Source organism: Burkholderia lata (assembly GCF_902499025.1).
Taxonomy (GTDB): domain Bacteria; phylum Pseudomonadota; class Gammaproteobacteria; order Burkholderiales; family Burkholderiaceae; genus Burkholderia; species Burkholderia lata_C.
The window spans coordinates 47,690-72,296 of the sequence record NZ_CABVPW010000029.1 but is presented as its reverse complement, the minus strand read 5'-3'; the positions used below and the strand labels follow the sequence as shown (position 1 = coordinate 72,296).

At 67.9% G+C, this 24,607-nt stretch carries 22 protein-coding genes; 18 read left to right on the top strand and 4 right to left on the bottom strand.

The features are described 5' to 3' along the window. Positions 1 to 166: 166 nt before the first annotated feature. Genes BDI24065_RS26825 through BDI24065_RS26815 form a run of 3 tightly spaced genes read right to left on the bottom strand, consistent with a single transcriptional unit; the run spans position 167 to position 4,304 of the window. On the bottom strand, positions 167 to 2,302 hold the full coding sequence (locus tag BDI24065_RS26825; RefSeq protein ID WP_175033814.1) for an acetate--CoA ligase family protein: 2,136 nt from the start codon (positions 2,300 to 2,302) through the stop codon (positions 167 to 169). A gap of 52 nt (positions 2,303 to 2,354) precedes the next feature. Further along, complete coding sequence (locus BDI24065_RS26820; RefSeq protein ID WP_122949358.1) at positions 2,355 to 3,512, bottom strand: acyl-CoA dehydrogenase family protein; 1,158 nt, start codon at positions 3,510 to 3,512, stop codon at positions 2,355 to 2,357. Positions 3,513 to 3,515: 3 nt separating this feature from the next. Beyond that, on the bottom strand, positions 3,516 to 4,304 hold the full coding sequence (locus BDI24065_RS26815; RefSeq protein ID WP_175033813.1) for an enoyl-CoA hydratase/isomerase family protein: 789 nt from the start codon (positions 4,302 to 4,304) through the stop codon (positions 3,516 to 3,518). A gap of 145 nt (positions 4,305 to 4,449) precedes the next feature. Between BDI24065_RS26815 and BDI24065_RS26810 the strand changes: the two genes are divergently transcribed. From BDI24065_RS26810 to BDI24065_RS26780, 7 genes are all read left to right on the top strand, one after another. Further along, positions 4,450 to 5,616 carry an ABC transporter ATP-binding protein gene (locus BDI24065_RS26810; RefSeq protein ID WP_175033812.1) on the top strand — a complete coding sequence of 389 codons (1,167 nt, stop codon included), beginning with the start codon at positions 4,450 to 4,452 and terminating at the stop codon, positions 5,614 to 5,616. Positions 5,617 to 5,730: 114 nt separating this feature from the next. After that, positions 5,731 to 6,840 carry an ABC transporter substrate-binding protein gene (locus BDI24065_RS26805; protein ID WP_175033811.1) on the top strand — a complete coding sequence of 370 codons (1,110 nt, stop codon included), beginning with the start codon at positions 5,731 to 5,733 and terminating at the stop codon, positions 6,838 to 6,840. Between the two features lie 25 nt (positions 6,841 to 6,865). Then, positions 6,866 to 7,741 (top strand): ABC transporter permease, encoded by an 876-nt coding sequence (locus BDI24065_RS26800; protein ID WP_175033810.1) that lies wholly within the window; start codon positions 6,866 to 6,868, stop codon positions 7,739 to 7,741. A 20-nt stretch (positions 7,742 to 7,761) separates the two neighbouring features. Further along, a complete protein-coding gene (locus tag BDI24065_RS26795; protein WP_175033809.1) occupies positions 7,762 to 8,556 on the top strand; it encodes an ABC transporter permease in 795 nt (264 codons plus the stop codon). A 41-nt stretch (positions 8,557 to 8,597) separates the two neighbouring features. Then, on the top strand, positions 8,598 to 9,326 hold the full coding sequence (locus BDI24065_RS26790) for an NAD(P)H-dependent oxidoreductase (RefSeq protein ID WP_175033808.1): 729 nt from the start codon (positions 8,598 to 8,600) through the stop codon (positions 9,324 to 9,326). A gap of 64 nt (positions 9,327 to 9,390) precedes the next feature. Beyond that, positions 9,391 to 10,029 (top strand): MarC family protein, encoded by a 639-nt coding sequence (locus BDI24065_RS26785; RefSeq protein ID WP_122949365.1) that lies wholly within the window; start codon positions 9,391 to 9,393, stop codon positions 10,027 to 10,029. Between the two features lie 55 nt (positions 10,030 to 10,084). After that, complete coding sequence (locus BDI24065_RS26780) at positions 10,085 to 11,686, top strand: 5-guanidino-2-oxopentanoate decarboxylase (protein WP_175033807.1); 1,602 nt, start codon at positions 10,085 to 10,087, stop codon at positions 11,684 to 11,686. 93 nt (positions 11,687 to 11,779) lie between these two features. Here BDI24065_RS26780 and BDI24065_RS26775 read toward each other — a convergent pair whose 3' ends face one another. Continuing rightward, positions 11,780 to 12,436, bottom strand: coding sequence for a TetR family transcriptional regulator C-terminal domain-containing protein (locus tag BDI24065_RS26775; protein WP_226212924.1), 657 nt, complete (start codon positions 12,434 to 12,436; stop codon positions 11,780 to 11,782). A gap of 259 nt (positions 12,437 to 12,695) precedes the next feature. On the opposite strand from BDI24065_RS26775, the gene BDI24065_RS26770 reads away from it, so the two are divergent. From BDI24065_RS26770 to BDI24065_RS26720, 11 genes are all read left to right on the top strand, one after another. Then, positions 12,696 to 13,481, top strand: coding sequence for an ABC transporter ATP-binding protein (locus BDI24065_RS26770; protein ID WP_438820037.1), 786 nt, complete (start codon positions 12,696 to 12,698; stop codon positions 13,479 to 13,481). 64 nt (positions 13,482 to 13,545) lie between these two features. After that, on the top strand, positions 13,546 to 14,343 hold the full coding sequence (locus tag BDI24065_RS26765) for a transporter substrate-binding domain-containing protein (protein WP_175033805.1): 798 nt from the start codon (positions 13,546 to 13,548) through the stop codon (positions 14,341 to 14,343). A gap of 33 nt (positions 14,344 to 14,376) precedes the next feature. Then, on the top strand, positions 14,377 to 15,093 hold the full coding sequence (locus BDI24065_RS26760) for an ABC transporter permease (RefSeq protein ID WP_175001521.1): 717 nt from the start codon (positions 14,377 to 14,379) through the stop codon (positions 15,091 to 15,093). A gap of 49 nt (positions 15,094 to 15,142) precedes the next feature. Beyond that, positions 15,143 to 15,838, top strand: a complete 696-nt coding sequence (locus BDI24065_RS26755; protein WP_174983821.1) for an ABC transporter permease — start codon at positions 15,143 to 15,145, stop codon at positions 15,836 to 15,838. 52 nt (positions 15,839 to 15,890) lie between these two features. Continuing rightward, a complete protein-coding gene (locus BDI24065_RS26750) occupies positions 15,891 to 17,084 on the top strand; it encodes a pyridoxal phosphate-dependent aminotransferase (protein ID WP_175033804.1) in 1,194 nt (397 codons plus the stop codon). Between the two features lie 31 nt (positions 17,085 to 17,115). Continuing rightward, entirely contained in the window at positions 17,116 to 18,126 is a 1,011-nt protein-coding gene (locus tag BDI24065_RS26745) for a succinylglutamate desuccinylase/aspartoacylase domain-containing protein (protein ID WP_175033803.1), read from the top strand. Between the two features lie 273 nt (positions 18,127 to 18,399). Continuing rightward, the gene (locus BDI24065_RS26740) at positions 18,400 to 18,708 is read left to right on the top strand and encodes a DUF485 domain-containing protein (protein WP_011355578.1); all 309 of its coding nucleotides are present in this window, start codon (positions 18,400 to 18,402) and stop codon (positions 18,706 to 18,708) included. Then, positions 18,705 to 20,435 carry a cation acetate symporter gene (locus BDI24065_RS26735; RefSeq protein ID WP_175033802.1) on the top strand — a complete coding sequence of 577 codons (1,731 nt, stop codon included), beginning with the start codon at positions 18,705 to 18,707 and terminating at the stop codon, positions 20,433 to 20,435. Before BDI24065_RS26740 ends, BDI24065_RS26735 begins: the two co-directional genes overlap by 4 nt. Positions 20,436 to 20,892: 457 nt before the next feature. Next, the gene (locus tag BDI24065_RS26730) at positions 20,893 to 23,274 is read left to right on the top strand and encodes an MCP four helix bundle domain-containing protein (protein WP_175033801.1); all 2,382 of its coding nucleotides are present in this window, start codon (positions 20,893 to 20,895) and stop codon (positions 23,272 to 23,274) included. A 22-nt stretch (positions 23,275 to 23,296) separates the two neighbouring features. Further along, entirely contained in the window at positions 23,297 to 24,025 is a 729-nt protein-coding gene (locus BDI24065_RS26725; protein ID WP_175033854.1) for a methyl-accepting chemotaxis protein, read from the top strand. After that, positions 24,022 to 24,603, top strand: a complete 582-nt coding sequence (locus BDI24065_RS26720; RefSeq protein WP_175033800.1) for a hypothetical protein — start codon at positions 24,022 to 24,024, stop codon at positions 24,601 to 24,603. The genes BDI24065_RS26725 and BDI24065_RS26720 overlap by 4 nt, the downstream gene beginning before the upstream one ends. Positions 24,604 to 24,607: the final 4 nt, after the last annotated feature.

The window sequence follows — 24,607 nt, the reverse complement described above, 5'->3', positions numbered from 1 at the left end:
TGCGTCGAACGGTGACGTCGTCGTCGCGCTGCGCGATGCGCCCGGCGACGATTGCATGAGCGCGGGCGGCCCGATCGGCGAGCGTCATTGAACGCGCTGCGGCGAAGCAACGTGCCCACGGTTGCCGCCGGCCCGCTCGCGCGACGCATGAGCGGGCCGACGGGTGTCACGCGTCGAGCCTCACCAGCGCATCGACGGCCACCGCGCCGCGCTCCATCACCAGCAACGGATTGACGTCGAGTTCGACGAGCGTGTCGGCGTGCGCCTGCGCGAAGCGCGCAATCGCCATCACGTTCGCCACCACCGCATCGAGATCGGCCTTCGGCCGTCCGCGATAGCCGGTCAGCAGCGGGCCGAGCTTCAGCCCGAGCAAGGCGTCGCGCACGTCGCTTTCGCGCACCGGCAACAGTAGCGTCGCGGTGTCGCGGATCAGCTCGACCAGCACGCCGCCGGTGCCGAGCACGAGCGCGAGGCCGAAGTTCGGCTCGCGCTTCACGCCGACGATCAGTTCGAGCAGCGGCGCGTCGGCCATCTTCTCGACGAGGATGCGCTCGACGTGCACGTCCGGCGCGTAGTGCGCGACCTGTTCGGTCATCCGCTCGACTGCGGCGGCGACGGCTTCGGGCGACGCGAGCTTCAGCGCGACCGCGCCGGCCTCGGTCTTGTGCGGCAGGCGATCGCTGACCACTTTCACGCAGACCGGAAACCCGAGCCGCTGCGCGGCGGCCGGCGCATCGGCGGGCGCGACGCATTCCGACGACGGCACGTCGAGCCCGTGCGCGGCCAGCATCCGCTTGCTCGCCCATTCGTCGTGCAGCGTCGTGGCGTCGCCGCTGCCGCCGCCGTTGCCGGCCCGCAGCACCGGCAGCGCGTTCAGCGCATCGGCGTCGAGCACGCGGCGGCGCGTGTCGCCGTAGGTCATTGCCGCGCCGATCGCGTCGATCCCGTCGGCGAGCCCCTGCAGCGGCGCGATGCCGGCTGCGGCCATGCGTGCCGCGTGATCGGGCGGTGTGAGGTCCGGAAACACCGAGATCACCGCGCCGACCACGCCGTGCTGGCGCGCGGATGCCGCGAACGCGTTCGCCGCGATGTCGCACAGCGGTCGCTCGCCGGTCGCGTCCTGCGGATAGTCGAGAATCATCGCGGCCGCGCCGGGGCGGTCGGCGAGCAGCGCGTCGCAGCACGCGCGCATCTTGTCGGGATCGCCCCACGGTGTCGTCGTGAAGTCGAGCGGGTTCGCGATCGTCGCGTACGCGGGCAGCACGTTGCCGAGCGCGTGGCGCCCACCGTCGCCGACCGGCGGGAACGCGATGCCGCGCGCGTCGCCGAGATCCGCGACGAGTCCCGCATCGCCGCCGGACGTCGCCAGCGCGGCGAGCGTGCGGCGTTCGGGCACACCGGCGATCGCGAGCAGCTTCAGCGTTTCGACGAGGCCGACCGGGTCCTTCGCGCGGATTACGCCGAGCCGCCGGAACAGTGCGTCGTACAGCGCGTCCGAGCCCGCGAGCGAGCTCGTGTGGCTGATCGCGAGCTGCGCGCCGAGCGCCGACGTTCCGCTCTTCAGTGCGACGATCGGCACGCCGCGCGCGAGCGCGTGGGCGGCGGCCTCGCTGAAAGCGCGCACGTCCTTCAGTCCTTCGAGATGCACGCCGATCGCGCGGATGCGCGGATCGTCGACGAACGCGTCGACGAGGCGCGCGATGTCGACCGACGCCTGGTTGCCGACGCTCGCCAGGTACGCGAACGGCACCGAGCGTGCGCTCATCGACAGGTTGTACGCGAGGTTGCCGCTTTGCGTGATCACCGCGACACCCGATTCGACGCGCGGCGCGCCGTGTGCGACCGGCCACAGCGCGCTGCCGTTCAGGCCGTTGATCAGCCCGTAGCAGTTGGGACCGAGCACGGCCATGTCGCCGGCCGCGTCGACGAGTGCCTGCTGCAATCCGGCGCCGTCGGCACCCGTTTCGGAGAAACCCGACGCATACACGATCGCGCCGCCGGCACCGCGCTCGGCGAGCGCGCGCACGACGTCGATCGCCTGCCGCGCGGGGACCGCGACGAACACCGCATCGGGCGCGGCGGGCAGGTCGGCGACGCTCACATGGCAGCGCACGCCGTCGATCTCGGCGTGGTTCGGATTGACGAGCCAGATGTCGCCGGCATAGCCGTAGTCGCGACAGCGCTGCACGGCGCCTGCGATGCCGCGTCCGCCGACGAACGCGATGCTGGCCGGCTCGAGCAGCCGGCGCAGGTTGGCTGCGGCCGCGGCACGGCGATCCCTGACTTCAGGGGAAGAGGTCATGATGGTCCTTTCTGAACGCGCGCCGGCTTGCGGGCCGGCGCGACGATTCGCGTCAGCTGTAGCGTCGGAGGATTTCCTTGGACAGGATGTGGCGCTGGATCTCGGACGTGCCTTCCCAGATGCGCTCGATGCGCGCATCGCGCCAGAAGCGCTCGATCGGCAGTTCGTCCATCAGCCCCATGCCGCCGTAGATCTGCACCGCGTGATCGGTCACGCGGCCGAGCGTTTCGGTGGCCAGCAGTTTCGCGAGGGCGGCGTCACCGTCGGTCATCGTGCCCAGATCGAGCTTCTGCGCGGTATAGAGCGTGACGAGTTCCGCCGCGCGGATCTCGGTCTGCATGTCGGCGAGCTTGAACGACGTGCCCTGGAAATCGCCGATGCGCTTGCCGAACTGATGGCGCGTCGCGGCCCATTCGGCGGCCATCTCGAACGCGCGCTGCGCGCGGCCGATGTTGTTCGCGGCGACCATCACGCGCCCGGCGGTGAGCCAGTCGTTCGCGAGCTCGAAGCCGCGATGCTCTTCGCCGAGGATCTGTGCGGCGCTCACGCGGCAATCGCTCAGGAAGATTTCCGACTGGTGATAGCCGCGCAGGCTCGTGCAGTGCGGGCCGCGGCGCACGGTCATGCCCGGCGTGTCCTTGTCGATCAGGAAGCAGGTCACGCGCTTGCGCTTCTGGCCACGCACTTCCTCCTCGCCGGTGACGGCGAACAGGATCACGAAGTCGGCCGTATCCGCGTGGCTGATGAAGTGCTTGCTGCCGTTGATCACGTAGTCGTCGCCGTCGCGCACCGCGCGCGTGCGGATACCCATCGCATCCGAGCCGGCACCCGGCTCGGTCAGCGCGAAGCAGTCGACGCGCTCGCCGCGCACGGCCGGTTTCAGGTAGCGCTCGATCTGGTCGCCCTTGCACGCCATCAGGATCTTGCTCGGCCGCGCGACGAACACGTGCAGCGCCCAGCTCGTGCGGCCGAGCTCGCGCTCGACGAGCGCTTGCGTCACGTAGTCGAGACCGGGCCCGCCGGCGCTTTCCGGCATGTTGAACGCATAGAAGCCAAGCTCGAGCGACTTGCGGCGGATCGAATCGGCGAGCTCGGGCGGCACGTCGTCCGCGCGATCGACCGCGAATTCATGGGGCTGCAGTTCCTTTTCGACGAACTGACGCAGCGACGTCACCAGCATTTCCTGCTCTTGGGTCAGCGAAAAATCCATCAATCATCTCCCGACAAAATGGGGTGCGCGACCGTCGACCGACGCGCGAAGCGCTTCCTGGCCGTCCTCGCTGTGACCGCAAGCGACGCCGGCTGCCAGCTCGCCGCGCAGTTGCTCGGCGAGGGAATGCGTGAGCGACTGCGCGAGCAGCGCCTTGGTATGGCCGAACGCGACGCTCGGCCCTTGTGCGAGCCGCGCGGCGAACGCGGTGACGTGCTCCGCGAACGCATCGACGTCGACGACTTCGGAGACCAGTCCGGCCGCGAGCGCATCCTGCGCGCTCCAGCGTTCGTTCAGGAAGATGAAGCGGCGTGCGACGTCGGGGCGTGCGAGGCGCGGCAGGAACCAGCTTCCGCCCATGTCGGGGCTGTAGCCCATGCCCGTATACCCGCAGCGCAGCGTCGCGGCCGTGCTCGCGATGCGGAAGTCGCACGCGAAGCCGATGTCGGTGCCCGCGCCGACCGTCGAGCCGTTCAGCGCCGCGACGGTGGGGCGCGGAAACGCGGCGAGCGCCTGCACGAAGCGGTGCGCGCGTTCGGTCCACCCGTAGGTGTCGAGTTCGCCGTTGCGCTCGGCCTCGGCCCATTCGTCGACGTCCGCGCCTGCGCAAAACGCGCTGCCGGTGCCGGTCAGCACGACGCAGCGCACCGCCGGATCGTTCGCGAGCGCGTCGAGCGTCTCGCGAAGAAAGTCGAGATGCGGCCGCGCGAGCGAATTGCGCTTCGCCGGGCGATTCAGTCGAAGGGTCACGACGCCGTCGTGCCGTTCGATTCGGATGTCCTCGATGCTCATGCTGATCACTGTCTCCTGGTTGTTGTGTGTCGGGGTGTGTCAGAGCCGGCAAGGGTCGCCGCTACTTGCGGACCGCATTTCGGCATAGTATAAGTTCTGTTAAATGAACGTTCAACCCAATTGTGAGTCGACCAGGAGACACACGATGAGCGCGGTGATGGAGACGTCGGCAGGTGTGGAGGAGGGGCGGCCCGGAGCGGAGGCGGCGCGCACGGCATCGGCCGCGCGCATCGTGAACGGCGCGGGCCTGCAGATCGATCGCGTGTCGAAGCGCTACGGCAGCGTGCATGCGCTGCGGGAAACGTCGATCGAGATTCCGCGCGGCGAATTCCTGACGATCCTCGGGCCGTCGGGTTCCGGCAAGACGACGCTGCTGACGATCGTCGCGGGCTTCGAACATCCGACCACCGGCGACCTGCGCGTGGGCGGCCGCAGCATCGTCGCGTTGCCGCCGGAGAAGCGCAACTTCGGGATGGTGTTCCAGGGCTATGCGCTGTTTCCGCACATGACGGTCGAACAGAACGTCGCGTATCCGCTGATGGTGCGCAAGCAGAAGGGGCCCGACGCGGTGAAGCGCGTGAAGGCCGCGCTCGATCTCGTGCGGCTCGGCCATCTTGCGGACCGGCTGCCGCGCCAGTTGTCGGGCGGCCAGCAGCAACGCGTCGCGATCGCGCGCGCGCTGGTGTTCGATCCGGACCTCGTGCTGCTCGACGAACCGCTTGGCGCGCTCGACCGCAAGCTGCGCGGCGAGGTGCAGGTCGAGCTGAAGGCGCTGCACGAACGGCTCGGCGCGACGTTCCTGTTCGTCACGCACGACCAGGAGGAAGCGCTGTCGATGTCGGACCGGATCGCGATCATGCGCGACGGCCGGCTCGAGCAGATCGGCACGCCGGACGGGCTGTACGAGCAGCCGGCCAACCGCTTCGTCGCGGACTTCCTCGGCAAGAGCAACTTCATCGAAGGCGTCGCGCTCGGCGGTGATGCGGCGACGACGCATTACCGCGTCGGCGATGCACGGTTCGTCGCGCCCGTGTGCGGCGCGCGGGCCGACGACACGCTGCTGTTCGCGCTGCGTCCCGAGAAGGTCGCCGTGTCGGCGACGTCGTGCGGCGGCGCGCACAACGAAGTGGCGGGGCGCATTCGTCACTGGAGCTATTTCGGCTCGTCGTACCGCTTCGAGATCGAGACGTCGGCGCTCGGCTGCATGACGGCGGACGTGCCCGCGTGGCGCGGGCTCGCGTCGCCGCGCACCGGCATGGACGTGTTCGTGCAGTGGGAGCGCGACGCGACCTGCCGGATCGCGGCCGACTGACGCGCGAACGCTGCATCCCGCGCGACGCGGCGCAGGCCGTCGTCGCCGATCGATTCACCGGTGCCCGGAAACGACGAGATGCGTGCGGGCGCTGCCCAGCCTGGAGGAGACACCATGACGAACCGCCATTTGCAGGACCTGCTCGACCAAGCACGCGATCTTCAACCCGCGACGTCGCAGCGGCGCCGCGATTTCCTCCGGCTGTGCGCGGCCGCCGGCATCGCGCCGACGCTGCTGTCGCTCGGCGCGAAGGAGGCGCAAGCCGCGAATCCAAAGGAAATCTTGCTCAGCGCGTGGGGCGGCGAAGCGCGTTCGGCGTTCCGCTCCGCGTACATGGACCCGTTCACGAAGGCGAGCGGCATCAGGATGGGCTACGACTCGTCGCCGGAGGACGGCAAGATCAAGGCGATGGTCGAGAACCGGAACGTGATCTGGGACGTGATGGACCTCGACGGCTTCGCGGCGATCAAGCTCGGCAAGCAGGGTTTCCTGCGGCCGATCGACTATTCGGTCGTCGGTCGCAATGCGCTGCCGGGGCTCGCATCGGACTTCGGCGTGCCGTCGTACCTGCTGAGCTACGTGCTGGTCTACGACGCGCGCAAGTTCGGCGCGAATCCGCCGAAGAACTGGGCCGATTTCTGGAATGTCGGCAAGTTTCCGGGCAAGCGCGGGCTGTGGAAGTGGATGGGCGGCGCGCTGGAAGCCGCGCTGATGGCCGACGGCGTCGACAAGGACAAGGTCTATCCGATCGACGTGCCGCGCGCGCTGAAAAAGCTCAAGGAACTGCGCTCGAACGTGCTGCTGTGGGATTCGGGCGCGGACAGCCTGCAGCTGCTGCGCAACGGCGAAGTCAGCATGGCGTGCATCTGGCATACGCGCGCGAACGTGATCCAGCGCGAAAGCAACGGCCGGTTCCGCTATACGTGGGAGCAGGGGCTCGCGTCGTGCGACGTGTGGGGCGTGCCGAAGAACAACCCCTCGGGCGACGCCGTGTGGCAGTTCATCAAGTTCGTGCAGGGCGTCGAGCCGCAGGTGCGCCTGCTGTCGCTGCTCGGCAACGGGCCGGTGACGCCTGCCGCGACGGCCGCGGTGCCGCAGGCGCTGCGCGCCGACAATCCCGGCACGCCCGAGAACTGGGCGAAGCAGTGCAAGGTGAATCCCGAATGGTGGGCGCAGCATTACGAAACGACGCTCGCGCAGTACACCGACCTGATGTCGTCCTGAGCCGCCGCCTCGTGAGCGTCACGCCATGAATACCCTGTCTACTCCCGTCGCGGGCTCCGTCCCGCTCGGCCGTGCGAAGGCCGACCGCTACTGGCTGCTCGTCGTGCCGCTGCTCGCGGTGCTGATCGTGCTGTACGTCTATCCGCTCGTGCGCGTGCTGTGGCTCGGCTTCACGGTGCCGGAGCCCGGGCTGCAGAACTACGCGCGTCTGCTGGAGAACCACGGCGTGCACCGCGTGCTGTGGACGACGCTGCGCGTGTGCGCGGTCACGACGGTCTTTTCGGTCGCGCTCGGCTACGCGATCGCCTATGCGATGGCGCATGTCGGCCCGCGCCAGCGGATGGCGCTGATGTTCGGGTTGCTCGTGCCGTTCTGGGCGTCGGTGCTGGTGCGCGCGTTCTCGTGGCTGTTCCTGCTCGGCGAGCAGGGGCTCGTCAACACGCTGCTGATGCGCATCGGGCTGACCGACGCGCCGCTGCCGCTGATGCGCAACGAGATCGGCGTCGTGATCGGGATGATCCACTTCATGATTCCGTATGCGGTGCTGCCGCTGTACGCGAACATGAAGGGCATCGACCCGCAGCTCGCGCGTGCGTCGCAGGGGCTCGGCGCGGGCGCGTTCGTCACGTTCCGCAAGGTGTATTTCCCGCAGACGCGGCCGGGTATCGTCGGCGCGGCGATCCTCGTGTTCATCTTCTCGCTCGGCTTCTACGTGACGCCGGTGATTCTCGGCGGCGGCCGCACGGTGATGATCGCCGAGTACATCAGCACGCAGATCCTGCAGCTCGTGAACTGGGGCAGCGGGGCGGCGCTCGCGTCGCTGCTGCTGGCGTCGATCCTGGCCGCGCTCGCGCTGCTCGCGCGTTTCGTCGATCTGCGCGAGCTGTTCGGCGCGCGCTGATTCGAACGGAGGACGAACCGATGAAGAACCGAATGACCGCAGGGCGCGCGCTGGTGGTCGGTGTCGCGTGGGCCGCGATCCTGTTCCTGATGCTGCCGCTGCTCGTGTCGGTGCCCGTATCGCTGACGCCGAGCGACTACCTGTCGATGCCGGACGGCGCGCTGTCGCTGCGCCACTACGGCGTGCTGCTCGACGACGACGGCTGGGTGTCGAGCTTTCTGCAAAGCGGGCTGATCGCGCTGGTGTCGTCGGCGATCTCGGTCACGCTCGGCACGCTGTGCGCGATCGGACTGTGGAAGGTCGCGTCGCGTCGCGGCGAGTTAGTGCGCGGCGTGATCCTGTTTCCGCTGATCGTGCCGCCGATCGTATCGGCGCTCGCGTTCTACCGGCTGTGGGGCGAGCTCGGGATGCTCGACAGCCTGCCGGCCGTGATCCTGTCGCACGTCGTGCTGTCGGTGCCTTACGTGGTGGTGGCCGTGTCTGCGTCGCTCGCGACCGTCGGCCTGCGGATCGAACAGGCGTCGCGCAGCCTCGGCGCGAACCTCGCGCAGACGCTGCGCTATGTGATCCTGCCGTCGATCCGGCCGGGCGTGCTGTCGGCGGCGGTGTTCGCGTTCATCCTGTCGTGGGATGAGCTGGTCGTCACGCTGTTCATCTCGAGCCGGAGCGTGTACACGCTGCCGCGCCGGATGTGGGACGGGATGCGCGAGAACGTCGACCCCGCGATCGCGTCGGTGTCCACGCTGCTGCTCGTCGCGACCTGCGTCGCGATCGGCCTGTCGCTGCTGCGCAAGCGCGCGGCCGGGTCCGTGTGAGTTCAACCCTTCAACGTTACGTTGCGGAGAAAAATCGCATCATGAAAGTCCTGATCGTTCACGCCCATCCCGAACCGCAGTCGTTCACGACGTCGATGCTGCACCGCGCGGTGAGTACGCTCGAAGCGCAGGGGCATACCGTGACGGTGTCCGACCTGTACGCGATGCAGTGGAATCCTGTTGCGAGCGCGGCCGATTTCGGCGTGCGCAAGAATCCCGACTATCTCGTCTACGCGCTTGAGCAGCGCGAGAACGTCGCCGCGCACGCGATCGCGCCGGACATCGCCGCGGAACTCGACAAGCTGGCCGCATGCGACCTGCTGATCCTGAGCTTCCCGCTGTTCTGGTGCTCGGTGCCGGCGATCATGAAGGGCTGGATAGACCGCGTGCTCGTGTCGGGCAAGGTGTACGGCGGCGTGCGCTTCTACGACCGCGGCGGGATGCGCGGCAAGCGCGCGTTGCTCGCCTATACGTGCGGCGGCCGCGACTACATGTTCGGTGCGGATGGTGTGCACGGCGAAATGGACCTGATGCTGCGCCACGTGCTGCGCGGCACGCTCGGCTATGCGGGCTTCGACGTGCTGCCGTCGTTCGTCGGCTATCACGTGCCGTACATCGGCGAGGCCGAGCGTGCGGCCGTGCTCGACCGCTATGACGATCATCTCGCGCAGCTCGACCGGCTCGAACCGATGGCGTTTCCGACGCTCGACGACTTCGACGGCGACATGCGGCCGCGCGAGCGCGCGCCGCAGGAAGCCGCGCAGGACTGACCGCGACACCCGGTCACGATGCCGATGCGCCTCTCAACCCTCCGACCGCATCCGAGTTCGAGCGATGACCCTGACGTCGAGCGACGTGCTGCTGTTCCTGACCGGCTTGCTGACACTGTTCTGTCCGCCGGTCGCGATCCCGATGTACGCGGCTGTTACCGGGCATTTTCCCGACGTGACGCAGCGGCAGATCGCGTTCAGGCTGTTCGCGTGGATTGCGGCGCTGATGGTCGGCGCGGTATGGGGCGGGCAGTTCCTGCTGCGGATGCTCGGCCTCACGCTCGGCGCGCTGACGCTGACGGGCGGCCTCGTGCTGTGCCTGTGGTCGATCCCGATGATGCGCGGCACGGCGAACGACGAACGCAGCGGCGGCGACCGGCGGCTCGAATATGCGCAGTGGCGCAACTACATCGCGGTGCCGTTGATCTTCCCGCTGTCGATCGGCAGCGCGGTGATGTCGCTCGTGATCACGACCGCGACGCGCTTTCACACGCCGTCCGACCTGCTCGCGCTGAGCGCGGCCTGCGTGCTGCATGCGGGCGTGATCGGGCTCACGTATGCGTGCTCGGCATCGTGGTGCCGCCGGCTCGGCGAGATCGGCAGGACGCTCGTCGAGCGGCTGTCGGGCATCGTGCTGACCGCGATCGCGTTCCAGATGCTCGCGCAGGGCGTGCGCGAGCTGTTGCCGGGTCTCGCACACTGATGGCCTCGCCGGCCGGTGCGCGATCCACCAACCTACCCTGAACGACGGAAAAGACATGAAAACAGTAGGCATGTACCTGGTCGACCTGCTCGCCGCATACGGCGTCGATACGGTGTTCGGCATTCCCGGCGTGCATACGATCGAGCTGTACCGCGGGCTGGCCGGCAGCGCGCTGCGTCATGTGAGCGCGCGCCACGAGCAGGGCCTCGGCTTCATGGCTGACGGCTATGCGCGCGCGACCGGCAAGCCCGGCGTGTGTTTCGTGATTACCGGCCCCGGGATGACGAACATCGCGACGTCGATGGCGCAGGCGTATGCGGACTCGATTCCGATGCTGGTTATTTCCAGCGTCAACGCGTCCGGCGATATCGGCTCCGGCAACGGCCATCTGCACGAACTCCCGGACCAGCACGCGTTCGCGGAGAACATCGCCGCGTTCAGCTATACGGTGCCGCGCGCCGACGCGCTGCCGCAGGCGATCGCGCGCGCGTTCGCGGTGTTCTCGGGCGGCCGGCCGCGCCCGGTGCACCTCCAGATTCCGCTGGACGTGCTCGCGGCGCCGGCCGACACGTTGCCGCCGGTGCCGGCTGCGCCACCGCGCATCGCGCCCGGCCCCGCGTCGGCCGACGGCATCGACGCATTGCGCGCGAAGGCGGCTGTCGCGCGCGCGCCGCTGATCCTCGCGGGCGGCGGCGCGCTCGACGCGGCCGCCGACGTGCGCTGGCTCGCGGAAACGCTCGACGCACCGGTCGTGATGACGATCAATGGACGCGGGGTGCTGCCGCCCGCGCATCCGCTTGGCGTTTCATGGTCGGCGTCGAGCGACGCGGTGCGTGCGCTGATGCGCGACAGCGACCTGATCGTCGCGCTCGGCACCGAGCTCGGGCCGACCGATTACGACCTGTATGCAACACGCAGCTTCTCGATGCCCGCGCCGCTCGTGCGGATCGACATCGACCCGCAGCAGCTGTGCCGCAACGCGGTGCCCGCGCTGCCGCTGCTCGGCGATGTCGGCGAAACCCTGCGCGCGCTGCGGCGCGGGTGGCCGGCCGATGCGCGTGCGCGCGTCGATGGCGACGGCATCGAGCGCGCGGCGATGTGCCGTGCGGCGGCGCGACAGGAACTGAACGACGAAATGCAGCGCGACCTGACGTTGCTCGACAGCGTGCGCGACGCGTTGCCCGATGCGGCGATCGTCGGCGATTCGACGCGCATCGTCTACGCGGGCAACGTCGGCTTTGCGGCGCCGCGCCCGCGCAGCTGGTTCAACGCGTCGGTCGGGTTCGGCTCGCTCGGCTACGGGCTGCCGGCCGCCGTCGGCGCGAGCCTCGGCGATGCGTCGCGGCCGGTGGTCTGCATCGCCGGCGATGGCGGATTCCAGTACACGCTCGCGGAGCTCGGCACGGCGGTGCAGCATCGTGCGCGCGTGATCGTCGTGCTGCTGAACAACGGCGGATACGGGGAAATCAAGCGCGCGATGGTCGACGGCGGCGTCGAGCCGGTCGGCGTGGATCTGCATACGCCGGATTTCGTCGCGATCGCACGGGCGTATGGATGGGGCGCGCAGCGGGTCGAGGAGGGTGGGTCGCTGGCTGGCGCACTCGGTGAAGCAGCGGCGCACGATGCGCCGTATCTGATCGAGATCCGCGCGCGCTGAGAACACGAACGGCCTCGCAATGCGAGGCCGTCGTGGGTGCCGCCGGATGGCCGGCGGCGATCCGGCGCCATGCTGCCGTTGTGGCGCGGCGTCCTACGCGCGCTTACGGGCCGTCTTCGGCGGCGGCAGGAACGTATCGACGACGCGCAGGCAGCTCGTCAGCGCGTCTTCCGCGGTAAACGACGTCGGGTCGCGCGCGAGCTCGAGCCAGAACCCGTCGATCACGGCCGTCAGCGTCAGCGCGGCGAGATCGCTGTCGACGGTCCCGCCGCGCACTTCCGCGATCTGGTCGAACAGCTTCTTCAAGGCTTGCCGGTAGCCGGCATACAGCTCCTTGTGCGCCTTGCGGATCACCGGATCGCTGTGCGCAACGCTCCAGAAGCCGAGCCATACCTTCACGTTCTTCGGCGCGAACACCGGTGCGGCGAAACACACCTTGATGATCGCGTCGAGCTTGTCCTCGGGGCCGGTCGCGTTCGCGGCGGCCGCGCGCGACACGTCGAGCAGGTCGGACGCGAGCCGCTTGTAGGTCTGCGCCATCAGCTCGTCTTTCGACTGGAAGTGATGGTTGATCAGCCCGCGCGATACCTTCGCTTCCGCGCAGATGCGGTCGATCGTGGTTTCCGAATAGCTGTAGCGCGCGATGCAGCGCATCGTCGCGTCGATGATCGATTGCTGCCGCACCGCGGGCGTTTCGCGGATACCGCGGCCGCGGGTCTGAACCGGTGCGCTGCCAGGAGTCTTTTTCACGGAGTGACCTTACGGAATCGTCATGGCACCGATTATAGGGGAGTGTCGGACGCTTGTTCAATTACACCATCGAAAGCGGCGTGGAACCCGCGAAAACCCTTGCTCCCGGATGATTGAAATCTGTTGAACCACCGTTCAACAGCGCCTATACTCGACTCCGCATGAGGTTGGTCGGCCATTCAACAAGACGCCGCGATCCCGCACGGGAAGGGCGTGAGAATTCGACACAGGAGACAGCATGTTGGCGCGGGTGGAGAGCGTGAAGGCGGCAGTCGAGGAGCGCGTGCAGGTGACGGACCTGCACAAGCGGTTCGGCGAGCTGGAGGTGTTGAAGGGCGTGTCGCTGAGCGCGCGCGAAGGCGAAGTGATCTCGCTGATCGGCGCGAGCGGCTCGGGCAAGAGCACGCTGCTTCGCTGCATCAACCTGCTGGAGACGCCGACTCGCGGGCGCATCGTGGTCGATGGCGAGGAGATCGGCCTGAAGGTCGACCGCAAGGGCCGCACGGTGCCGACCGATCCGCGCCAGGTCGAGCGCATTCGCACGCGGCTCGGCATGGTGTTCCAGAGCTTCAACCTGTGGGCGCACCGCACGGTGCTCGAGAACGTGATCGAGATGCCCGTGCATGTGCTGCGCGAACCGCGCGCCGAAGCGATCGCGCGCGCCGAGCAACTGCTCGAACGCGTCGGCCTCGCCGACAAGCGCAATGTCTATCCGGCGTTCCTGTCCGGCGGCCAGCAGCAGCGCGTCGCGATTGCGCGCGCGCTGGCGATGCGGCCCAGGGTAATGCTGTTCGACGAGCCGACGTCCGCGCTCGATCCCGAACGCGTCGGCGAAGTGCTGAAGGTGATTCGCGATCTCGCGTGCGAAGGCCGCACGATGATTCTCGTCACGCACGAGATGGCGTTTGCTCGCGACGTGTCGAACAAGGTGCTGTTTCTGCATGAAGGGCGCGTCGAGGAGAGCGGCACGCCGACCGAGATCTTCGATTCGCCGCAGAGCGAACGCTGCCGCCAGTTCGTCAACGCACACCGGCAACGCCACTGAACCGCGGGCGCGACCCGCGCGGTCGGCTGCCCCGATCCCCATCTTTCCTGCAAGGAGTCCGACCATGAAGCGTGTCGTACGCAGTCTGCTGTGCCTGTTGAGTCTCGTCCTCGCGGCGCTCGCGCCGTTCGGTTCCGCGCACGCGTCGTCCGGCGTGCTGCGCTTCGGGGTCGCCGCCGAGCCCTATCCGCCGTTCCTGATGAAAAGCCCGACGGGCCAGTGGAGCGGCTTCGAGGCCGACCTGATCCGCGCGCTGTGCGAGCAGATGAAGGCGAAGTGCGAGATCAAGGAAGTCGCGTGGGACGGCATCATCCCGGCGCTGCTCAGCGACAAGATCGACGTGATCTTCAATTCGATGTCGATCACGCCGGAGCGCCAGAAGGTGATCGCGTTCTCGCGGCCGTACTACGAGACGCCGGGCACCTTCGTCGGCGCGAAGAACCAGAAACTCACGCTGACGCCGGACGGGCTGAAGGGCAAGGTGATCGGCGTGCAGGGTTCGACCGCGAACGCCGAGTTCATCAAGATGGCCTACGGCAAGACCGCGACGGTGCGCCTGTACAACACGCAGGACGACTGCAACGCCGACCTCGTCGCCGGCCGCATCGACACGATGTACCTCGACCAGCTCGGCATCCTCGACTTCCTGAAGTCGAAGGACGGCGCCACGTTCGAGCTGAAGGGCCCCGGCAGCGTGAAGATGGACCCGGCGATCTTCGGCTACGGTGTCGGTGCGGGGATGCGCAAGGCCGATGCGCCGCTCAAGCAGCAGATGGACCAGGCGCTCGAGCAGCTGCATGCATCGGGCAAGTACGCACAGATCGCGAAGAAGTATTTCCCGATCGACCTCTGGCCGCACTGATCGCACGGATACGCGCACGGACGAGGAGGCGGCATGGACGGTTGGGGATGGGTGAGCTACCTGGGCATGGACCCGGACGGCTGGGGCGTCGCGCTCCTGCAGGGCGCGGGCGTGACGCTCGAGATTTCGCTCGGCGCGTTCGTCGTCGGCATCGTGCTCGGGCTGCTGGGTGCGGCCGCGAAGCTGTCCGGCGTACGCGTGCTCGAGCGGCTCGCGCAGGGTTACACGACGCTGTGCCGCGCGGTGCCCGAGCTGCTGCTGATCCTGCTGCTCTACTACGCGGGCACCGACGCGATCAACCTGCTGATGACGGCGATCGGCGCCGGGCCGGTCGCGGTCAACGGCTTCGCGGCGGCGGTGATCGTGCTCGGCATCGTGCAGGGCGCGTATGCGGCCGAGATCATCCGCGGCGCGATCCTCGCAATCCCGTACGGGCAGATCGAGGCCGCGCGCGCGTTCGGCGCGCCGCCGGCCCTCGTGTTCCGCCGCGTGACGCTGCCGGCGATGGCGCCGTATGCGCTGGCCGGTTTCACGAACCTGTGGCTGATCCTCGTGAAAGACAGTGCGCTGATCAGCGTGGTCGGCTACAGCGAGCTGCTCTACACCGCGAAGCAGGCGGCCGGGTCGACGCGCGAGTACATGCACTACTACCTGATGGTCGCGGCCGTGTACTTCGCGATCACGTCGCTGTCCGGCATGCTGTTTCGCGAGATCGAGCGGCGTTTCGGCCGGTGGATGCCGGCATCGTGAGCCGCGCCGGGTCTTCTCACGCATTTTCTGACCGAACCGGATCAACGTCATGGATCTGAGCGTACTGTCTTCCTACGGATCGCTGCTGCTGCTCGGCGTGCTGACCACCGTCAAGCTGCTCGTCATCTCGGCCGTGTTCGGCTTCGCGCTCGCGATCGTCGTCGCGTTCGCGCGGCTGTCGGGCAACCCGGTCGTCGCGCGCGTCAGCAAGGCCTTCACCGAAGTGATACGCGGCACGCCGCTGCTCGTGCAGATCTACCTGATCTACTATGGCCTCGGCTCGCTGTTCGCCGGCTGGCCCGCGCTGCGCGACAGCGTGCTGTGGCCGTTCCTGCGCGACGGCTTCTGGTATGTCGCGTTCGCGCTGGTGATCAGCGTCGGCGCGTATGTCGGCGAGGTGCTGCGCGCGGGCCTGCGCGGCGTACCGAAGGGCGAGATCGAGGCGGCGCGCGCGATGGGCATGCGCCCGTCGATGATCGCGCGGCGCGTGTGGCTGCCGCGCGCGATCCAGATCCTGCTGCCGACGCTCGCGGGCGAGACGGTGATGCTGCTGAAATCGACCGCGCTCGCGTCGACGGTCGCGGTGATGGACGTGCTCGGCGCCGCGAACTACATCCGCGCGCAGACGCTGCGGACCTACGAGCCGCTGCTGGCGATCGCCGTGATCTATGTCGTGCTCGCGTTCGTGATCGAACGCGCGTTCGGCCGGCTCGAGCGGCGTGTGCCGGTACGCATGCCGCGTTGAACGAACCCTTGAAGATGCGGCAGCCGCCCGGGCGCCGCACGACGGAGAACGCATGAACTATTCGAAGCTGGTCGATCGCCTGCAGGGCAAGCGCACGACCGCGTGGGACATTCATTACGCGGCGCAGGCGGCCGTCGCGGCGGGCGAGCCGGCGATCATCCTGAGCGTCGGCGATCCGGACTTTTCGACGCCGGAGATCATCGTCGAACGCGCGGTAGCCGCGCTCCGCGGCGGTGACACCCACTACAGCGAAGTACGGGGCCGCGCCGAACTGCGTACGGCGATCGCGCGGGAGCATGCGAAGGCGTCCGGGCAGGCGGTCGGTGCCGAGCACGTGATCGTGACGGCCGGCGCGCAGAACGCGCTGTTCGCGATGGCGATGTGCCTGTGCGAGGCGGGCGACGAGGTGATCGTGCCGGAGCCGATGTACCTGACGTACGAAGCGAGCGTGCGCGCGTCGGGTGCGACGCTCGTGCCGGTGCCGGTCGATGCGTCGCGCGGCTTTCATCTCGACTTCGACGCGCTCGAAGCGGCCGTGACGCTGCGCACGAAGGCAATCTTCTTCGCGACGCCGTGCAACCCGACCGGCGTCGTGCTGCCGCGCGCCGATCTCGAACGCATCGCGCGGCTCGCCTGCGAGCGCGATCTGTGGGTCGTGTCCGACGAGGTCTACGCGGAACTGACGTTCGAGCGCGACCTGGTCAGCATCGCGTCGCTGCCGGGAATGGCCGAACGCACGGTGACGATCGGCAGCCTGTCGAAATCGCATGCGATGCCGGGCTGGCGGGTCGGCTGGGCGATCGGCCCGACCGAGCTGATCGAGCACGCGGAGCGGCTCGCGCTGTGCATGCTGTACGGGCTGCCGGGCTTCATCCAGCAGGCGGCCGTCACCGCGTTCGACAACAAGGCCGCGATCGTCGCTGACATGCGCGAGCTGTACCGGCGCCGCCGCGACCTGGCCTACGCGCGCCTGCTCGACGTGCCGGGGCTGCGTTGCCTGCTGCCGGAAGCCGGCATGTTCATGATGGTCGACGTGCGCGGCACGGGGCTCGATGCGCACGCATTCACGTGGGGATTGTTCCGCGCGAAGCAGGTCGCGCTGCTCGACGCGAGCGCGTTCGGCGATACCGCATCCGGCTTCGTGCGCTTCGGCTTCGTCGTCGACGATGCGAAGCTGGCCGACGCATGCGAGCGCATTGCGGCATACGTCGCGGGCCTCGGCGCGGATTCGAGCGCAGCGTCGTGACGGGCGAGCCGAACCGGAAGGAGGACGGACGATGATCGAGACGCTGACATGGCAGGTGCCCGGCGACGGCGGGCAGCCGCTCGCGATTCGCGCATGGCGGCTGTCGGGCGGCGACGGGCCGCGCGTGCATCTGCAGGCCGGCGTGCATGCGGACGAGATCGCCGGCATGCTCGTGCTGCACCGCTTGTTGCCGCAGCTGTGCGCGGCGCACGATCGCGGCATGCTGCGCGGTACGGTGACGGTGGTGCCGCAGGCGAACCCGCTCGGGCTCGCGCAGTTCAGGCAAGGGCGGCTGCTCGGCCGCTTCCACGATGCGACGCAGCGCAATTTCAACCGGCATTTCCATGAGTCGGCCGCGGCGCGCCGGCCCGCGACGACATTTGCCGCCTGGCAGCGCACGCTGTTCGACGCCGCGTGCAATGCCGATATCGTGCTCGACCTGCATACCGATTCCGACGCGCTGCCGTACCTGTACCTGCAGCGCGAAATGTGGCCGGCCGGCCGTGATCTCGCGGCCGCGCTCGGCGTCGACGTCGCGATCCTGTGGGACGAGGACGACGACGGCGCGTTCGAAGGCGCGATCGCCGCGCACTGGGCGCGCAACGGCGGCCTGCGCGAACGGCTCGTCGCGACCGTCGAGCTGCGCGGGCAATCCGACGTATCCGATGCACTCGCCGAGCGCGATGCCGACGGCTTGCTCGCGTTCCTGCGCGGCCGTGGCGTGATCGCGGAGCCTGCCGGCGCGCACGACTGGCAGGGCGAGGCCGTGCCGATCGCGCACATGGAGACGGTGCTCGCGCCGGTGTCGGGCGTGCTCGTGTACGAACGCGAACTCGGTGCGACGGTCGACGCGGGCGAGCGCATCGCGCGGATCGTCGCGCATCCGGGCGTGCCCGGCAGCGAGCACGTGCTGGTCGCGCCGCAGGCCGGGCGCATCGTCACGCGCAATCGCGAGCGGCTGGTCGCGCAGGGCGACGTCGCGCTGAAGCTGACGGGGTCGCGTCCGTCGACGGGATGGTCGGGCGGCGCGCTCGATCCGTGATCGACGCTGCGCCCGACTATCCGGTTATCGAGAACTATCGAAATATTGCGTCCGGACTAACCCGCATCGCTGCGCCGAAATGACGTCGACGTTGCGGCGCACCCCGCGCACGGTCGCCAACAGGAGGCGGGCGTCTCGCGTGCGACAGCGGCCCCCGTGCCCGGTATCGCTAGGGAAAACCATAGTGCGCCCTTGAAAGATCGAGTAAGCGCGCAGTCAGCTTCGCCGTCCAGAATCGCCGCACTCATTCAAAAGCAAACCAGGAGACAGGCGATGCATGATGGGTTGGTGAAAAAAATCGAAGCGCATCCGAAGTATGCGCAGCTCAAGCGACGGCGCAATACGCTCGGTATCTTCCTGACCGTGCTGATGCTGATCGTGTACTACGGCTACATCGCACTGATCGCATTCGACAAGTCGTTCCTCGCGAAGCCCGTGAGCACCGGCGTGACGAGCGTCGGCGTACCGGTCGGCATGGCGGTGATCGTGTTCACCGTCGTCATCACCGGCATCTACGTGCGCCGCGCGAACAACGAATACGATCAACTGACGCAGGACATCCTGCAGGACGTCGCCCAATGAAGAAGACACTTTCGATGACGCTGGTTGCGCTGCTGGCCGCGCTCGCGTGCGGCGTGGCCGTCGCGGGCGGCGGCGATGTCGGGCAGACCGCCAAGCAGGCGACCAACACCACGGCCATCGTCCTGTTCGCGCTGTTCGTGGCAGGGACGCTGTGGATCACCAAGTGGGCCGCGTCCCGCACGCGTTCCGCGGCGGATTTCTACACGGCCGGCGGCGGCATTACCGGGTTTCAGAACGGCCTGGCGATCTCGGGCGACTACATGTCGGCGGCATCCTTCCTCGGCATTTCTGCGGCCGTGATGACGTCGGGCTACGACGGCCTGATCTACTCGATCGGCTTCCTGGTCGGCTGGCCGGTCATCACGTTCCTGATGGCCGAGCGGCTGCGCAACCTCGGCAAGTTCACCTTCGCCGACGTCGCGGGCTACCGCTTCGAGCAGGGGCCGATCCGCAGTTTCGCCGCGGTCGGTACGCTCGTGGTGGTGGCGTTCTACCTGATCGCGCAGATGGTGGGCGCGGGGCAGCTCATCAAGCTGCTGTTCGGTCTCGACTACTGGGTGGCGGTCGTCATCGTCGGCGCGCTGATGATGGTCTACGTGCTGTTCGGCGGCATGACGGCTACCACCTGGGTGCAGATCATCAAGGCGTGCATGCTGCTCGCGGGCGTGACGTTCATGGCGATCATGGTGCTCGCGCAGTACGGCTTCAGCCCGGAGGCGCTGTTCGCCCATGCCGTGGAAGTCAAGACCGCGATCGCCGCGAATGCCGGCAAGTCGCCGGACGACGCGACCCGGATCGGGCTGTCGGTGATGTCGCCCGGCGGGTTCATCAAGGATCCGATCTCGGCCATCTCGTTCGGCATGGCGCTGATGTTCGGCACCGCCGGCCTGCCGCACATCCTGATGCGCTTCTTCACGGTGCCGGATGCGAAGGAAGCGCGTAAATCCGTGTTCTGGGCAACCACCTGGATCGGCTACTTCTACGTGCTGATCTTCATCATCGGCTTCGGTGCGATCACGCTGGTGCTGACCAATCCGGAACTGTCCGATGTGGCCAAGGGCGTGATCAAGGGCGGCGCGGGCACGGCCAACATGGCCGCGGTGCTGGTGGCCAAGACGGTGGGTGGCGACGTGTTCTACGGCTTCATCTCGGCGGTGGCGTTCGCGACGATTCTGGCCGTGGTCGCCGGGCTCACGCTGTCGGGCGCGTCCGCGGTGTCGCACGACCTCTATGCGACCGTCTTCAAGAACGGCAACGCGAACAGCGCCGACGAGCTGAAGGTGTCGCGCATCACGACGCTGGTGCTGGGCGTGATCGCCGTGCTGCTGGGCATCGCGTTCGAGAAGCAGAACGTCGCGTTCATGGTGTCGCTGGCGTTCGCCGTGGCGGCGTCGGCCAATTTCCCGGTGCTGTTCCTGTCGATGATGTGGAAGGGGTGTACCACGCGTGGCGCAGTCATCGGCGGGTTCCTGGGGCTGGTCTCGTCGGTGGGGCTCACCATCGTGTCGCCGTCGGTGTGGGAGGCGACGCTCGGTTATCCGAAGGGTTCGGCGTGGTTCCCGTACACGTCGCCCGCGTTGTTCTCGGTGACCATCGGCTTCGTGGGCGTGTGGCTGTTCTCGGTACTCGACACGAGCCTGCGCGCGAAGGCGGAGAAGGGCGCGTTCGCCGCGCAGCAGGTGCGTTCGGAAACGGGGCTGGGGGCGACTCGCGCCAGCAGCCACTGAGCGGTCGTCAGCCGGTCACGCCCGCCCCGGGGCCGACGATGCAGCGGATCGCATCGTCGGCCCCGGGGCGGGCGGAATCGTTTTCATCCGTCGGTCGAATCACGCTCCGGCAATAAAAAATCGCGAATTCGACTGAATTGGTCGATAATGCGCAAACGTTTTACGAAAGCCCGATTGCGGCTGATCCGCGGATTAAATAAATAAAAAACAAATATCCATATCGCGGATTTTCAGGCCGCGCCGTGATGCCGATCGAAGCCTTGTGGCATGAGGTTAACGGCAGATTCCGGCAATACTTTAGGGCTCTTTCGTCACAATTGTTCATTTCATTTTTATCAATGAACGATTGATTTCCGGTCATCGGAGCGTCATACACCATCCCCGATAATTCGGCGCTCACATTCTTTCAATAGACCAGACGGTGATCGAAGCCGGATCGCTGCGGGGAGCTGTACTCATGACCATTCGTCATCGCATTACGCTGCTAGTCGTCCTGACGTTCTTCGCGCTGTCCGCGATCGGCATCTATGCCGTGTACCAGACACGCAAGAGCGCGTCCGAGGTGCGTCAGGTCACCCAGGGAATCGTGCCGAGCGCGCTCGCGTCGGCGGATCTCGTCGCCGATGTGAAGAACATCCAGATCGCGACGATGACGCTCATCTACGCACCCGACGCGAACACCGCCGCGCAGGCGCGCGACGAGCTGAAGGCGAAGCAGGGCGCGCTGCGCGCCGCGCTCGACGTGCAGGCGAAGTCGGCGGTCGGCCAGGCGCAGGTCGGGCTCGTCTCGCAGGCGAAGGAGAGCGCCGCGAACTATTTCGCGGCGATCGACGACACCGTGAAGATGAAGGCCGACGGCAAGCCCGAGATGGCACAGGCGTACCTGTTCGCGAACGTCGCGCAGTATCGCGACGAGCTCGAAAGCATCGTCGATACGCTGCGCGTCGAGAAGAACCGCCAGAAGGACGACGCGATCAATGCGCTGAACGGGATGCTCTCGACGACGGCGACCGCGATCGCGGGCGTCGCCGGCACGGTGATCGTGCTGCTGACCGCGCTCGGCCTGCTGCTGTATCGCCAGATCACGCGCCCGCTGAGCGGGATGCAGACGGCGATGAGCGAGATCGCGACGAGCCAGGATTTCACGCGCCGCGTGCCGGTGGGCCGGATGGACGAAATCGGCCATTCGATCGTCGCGTTCAACGGGATGATCGAGAAGATCCAGGAGAACTCGGCGCAGCTCAAGCAGAAGACGGCCGACATCCAGGCGATGCTGCAGAACATGCAGCAGGGGATCCTGACCGTCGTCGAAGGCGGCGTCGTGCATGCGGAGTATTCGGCGTACCTCGAAACCATCTTCGAGACGAACGACATCGCCGGTCGCGACCTGATGGCGCTCGTGTTCGACGACTCGAACATCGGTTCCGACGCACGCTCGCAGGTCGACGCGGCCGTGCACGCGTGCCTCGGCGAGGACAGCATGAACTTCGAGTTCAACGAGCACCTGCTCGTGAACGAAGTCGCGAAGCGGATGCCGGACGGCCGCGACAAGTGGCTCGACCTGAGCTGGTCGGCGATCACCGACGAGACCGACACGGTCGCGCGCCTGATGCTGTGCGTGCGCGACGTGACCGAGATCCGCGAGCTGACCGCGCAGGCCGGCGAGCAGCAGCGCCGCCTCGAGATGATCGGCGAGATTCTGTCGATCAGCCAGGACAAGTTCCACGACTTCGTGCACAGCGCGAAGGGCTTCCTGAGCGAGAACGAGCGGATGATCCGCCAGCACGAGCGCGCCGATCATTCGATCGTCGCGGCGCTGTTCCGCAACATGCACACGATCAAGGGCAATGCGCGCACGTACAGCCTCCAGCACCTGACGAACATCGTCCACGAAGCGGAGCAGGCGTACGACTCGCTGCGCCGCGCGGACGGCGGCCCGGAGTGGAACCGCGATGCGCTGATGGACGACCTGGCCCGCGTGCGCGAGGCCGTCGAGCACTACGCGACGATCAACGCGGTCACGCTCGGCCGCAGCGGCGAAGCGGTGCAGGGCGCCGACTTCCTGATGGTCGAACGTGCACACATCAGCGAGAGCCTGCGCGTGCTCGACGGCGCCGATCCGGCGAACGCGGCCGACTGGCACGCGGCCCGCGACGCCGTGCGCCGCATGCTGAGCCAGCTCGGCACGCAGGGCATCGGCGATGCGCTCGGCGGCGTGATCGAGTCGCTGCCGTCGCTCGCGGCCGAACTCGGCAAGCCGGCGCCGGTCGTGCATATCGACAGCCACGGCCACCGCGTGCGCAGCGAGATCGCCGCGACGCTGAAGAACGTATTCATGCACCTGCTGCGCAATTCGATGGACCACGGGATCGAATCGTCCGACGAGCGGCGCGCGGCCGGCAAGGCGGCGTCCGGCACGATCGACATCGCGGTCGGCGTGGGCGGCGGCGAGCTGTGGTTCGTGCTGAGCGACGACGGCCGCGGCCTCGCGCTCGACCGGATTCGCGGGATTGCACGCGAGCGCGGCTGGATCGATGCCGACCACGACGACGCATTGTCCGACGATGCGGTGGCCGAGCTGATCTTCCGGCCGGGTTTCTCGACCGCGAGTGCCGTGACCGAAGTGTCGGGGCGCGGCGTCGGCATGGACGCGGTGCGCAACTTCCTGAAGCGCGACGGCGGGGATATCGCGCTGCGCTTCACCGACGATCGCGTCGGTGCGCCGTATCGCGCGTTCGAGACGATCGTGTCGCTGCCGGCCCGCTTCGCGGCGGACGGTGCCGCCCAGGGCGTCGCGCACGAGCGTGCGCGCAGCGCGGATATCGGCGCGGCGGAGTGACGACGTGATCGTGCAGGCGTGGATGATCCAGATGGCCGCCGCACTGGCGGGCGGTGCCGTCGTCGCAATCGTGGCGGCGGTCGTGTTTCGCGTGACGCGCAAGCGGCTCGTCGCGGCGCTTGAACGCGACACGGCGCAGTTGCGCGGCGCGCTCGACGCAGCCGATGCGCGCGTCGCCGACGCGGCGTCCGCGCATGCGGACGCGGCCGACGCGTGGGCGCACCGCGAGGCGCAGCTCGAGGATGCACTGGCACGCGAGACGTCCGCCGCCGGCACGCAGCGCGACGCCATGCAGGCGCTGTCGGCCGATCGAACGGCACTCGCGCAGCACGCGATGAAGATCGCCGACGAAGCCGCGCGCCTGCGCGGGCTCGCCGGCACCTTCGAGCGCTGGCACGAGCAGATGATTTCGCTGACCACGCAGAACCAGGACATGCGCACGAAGAACCAGGAGCTGTCGGCGATCGTCGCGCACGTGTCGATCGTGTCGCTGAACGCGTCGATCGAAGCGGCGCGCGCCGGTAACGCCGGGCGCGGCTTCTCGATCGTCGCGAGCGAGGTGCGCGGGCTGGCCGCGCGCTCGCAGCAACTGTCGAACAGCTATCGCGACAGCCTGAATCGCAACGATCTCGTGACGGCCGCGACGTTCCAGGACATCCAGGCCGGCGGCAAGATGATCACGGCCGCGCTCGCGACCGTCGAGACGCTGGCCGGGCAGCTGCACGCGCGGATCGAAGGGGGCGCGGCGTGATCAGCGCGCAGGCGAAAGCCGGCTTCGAGCGCATTTTCTTCGATGCGGCGCGCACGCGGCTCGCGTCCGGCGGCGCGTGCGACATCCGGCCGTCCGCCGGCCTCGCACTCGACGGGCACGATCACGCGCCCGCAAAGTCGCGGTCGAAGCCGAAGGTGCCCGAGCATGTCACGGTGCTGACGATCTCGGCGCTGCATTTCCGCCTGCTGCTCGCCCTGCGCTTCAGCGACGACGAGGCGACGCGCCGCCATTTCGCCGGCGCGTCGGCGGGCACGAGCAGCCAGCGGCCGCTGCCCGAAGCGTTCATGGAAGTCGCGAACCTGTGCTGCGGCGCGATCAACCAGGCGCTGACCGTGCCGTTTCCCGATCTCGGGATGTCGACGCCTTATCTGCTGAGCGGATCGAGCATCGACTACTTGCCCGCGCTGGCGCCGAATCACGTGGCCGCCTACGACCTGACACTGGATGGCGACGTGCGGGTCGGTGCGACGTTGTGCGTGTGTGCGAACGCGCCGGTCGATTTCCATGTGCCGGAAACGGCCATGGTGGATACCGGCGGCGAGCTCGAACTGTTCTGACCGA

What these genes read in the sequence shown, in the direction of transcription:
- BDI24065_RS26825 (WP_175033814.1), bottom strand. Translation starts at nt 2,302, where the DNA reads ATGACCTCTTCCCCTGAAGTCAGGGATCGCCGTGCCGCGGCCGCAGCC.
- BDI24065_RS26820 (WP_122949358.1), bottom strand. Translation starts at nt 3,512, where the DNA reads ATGGATTTTTCGCTGACCCAAGAGCAGGAAATGCTGGTGACGTCGCTG.
- BDI24065_RS26815 (WP_175033813.1), bottom strand. Translation starts at nt 4,304, where the DNA reads ATGAGCATCGAGGACATCCGAATCGAACGGCACGACGGCGTCGTGACC.
- BDI24065_RS26810 (WP_175033812.1), top strand. Translation starts at nt 4,450, where the DNA reads ATGAGCGCGGTGATGGAGACGTCGGCAGGTGTGGAGGAGGGGCGGCCC.
- BDI24065_RS26805 (WP_175033811.1), top strand. Translation starts at nt 5,731, where the DNA reads ATGACGAACCGCCATTTGCAGGACCTGCTCGACCAAGCACGCGATCTT.
- BDI24065_RS26800 (WP_175033810.1), top strand. Translation starts at nt 6,866, where the DNA reads ATGAATACCCTGTCTACTCCCGTCGCGGGCTCCGTCCCGCTCGGCCGT.
- BDI24065_RS26795 (WP_175033809.1), top strand. Translation starts at nt 7,762, where the DNA reads ATGAAGAACCGAATGACCGCAGGGCGCGCGCTGGTGGTCGGTGTCGCG.
- BDI24065_RS26790 (WP_175033808.1), top strand. Translation starts at nt 8,598, where the DNA reads ATGAAAGTCCTGATCGTTCACGCCCATCCCGAACCGCAGTCGTTCACG.
- BDI24065_RS26785 (WP_122949365.1), top strand. Translation starts at nt 9,391, where the DNA reads ATGACCCTGACGTCGAGCGACGTGCTGCTGTTCCTGACCGGCTTGCTG.
- BDI24065_RS26780 (WP_175033807.1), top strand. Translation starts at nt 10,085, where the DNA reads ATGAAAACAGTAGGCATGTACCTGGTCGACCTGCTCGCCGCATACGGC.
- BDI24065_RS26765 (WP_175033805.1), top strand. Translation starts at nt 13,546, where the DNA reads ATGAAGCGTGTCGTACGCAGTCTGCTGTGCCTGTTGAGTCTCGTCCTC.
- BDI24065_RS26760 (WP_175001521.1), top strand. Translation starts at nt 14,377, where the DNA reads ATGGACGGTTGGGGATGGGTGAGCTACCTGGGCATGGACCCGGACGGC.
- BDI24065_RS26755 (WP_174983821.1), top strand. Translation starts at nt 15,143, where the DNA reads ATGGATCTGAGCGTACTGTCTTCCTACGGATCGCTGCTGCTGCTCGGC.
- BDI24065_RS26750 (WP_175033804.1), top strand. Translation starts at nt 15,891, where the DNA reads ATGAACTATTCGAAGCTGGTCGATCGCCTGCAGGGCAAGCGCACGACC.
- BDI24065_RS26745 (WP_175033803.1), top strand. Translation starts at nt 17,116, where the DNA reads ATGATCGAGACGCTGACATGGCAGGTGCCCGGCGACGGCGGGCAGCCG.
- BDI24065_RS26740 (WP_011355578.1), top strand. Translation starts at nt 18,400, where the DNA reads ATGCATGATGGGTTGGTGAAAAAAATCGAAGCGCATCCGAAGTATGCG.
- BDI24065_RS26735 (WP_175033802.1), top strand. Translation starts at nt 18,705, where the DNA reads ATGAAGAAGACACTTTCGATGACGCTGGTTGCGCTGCTGGCCGCGCTC.
- BDI24065_RS26730 (WP_175033801.1), top strand. Translation starts at nt 20,893, where the DNA reads ATGACCATTCGTCATCGCATTACGCTGCTAGTCGTCCTGACGTTCTTC.
- BDI24065_RS26725 (WP_175033854.1), top strand. Translation starts at nt 23,297, where the DNA reads ATGATCCAGATGGCCGCCGCACTGGCGGGCGGTGCCGTCGTCGCAATC.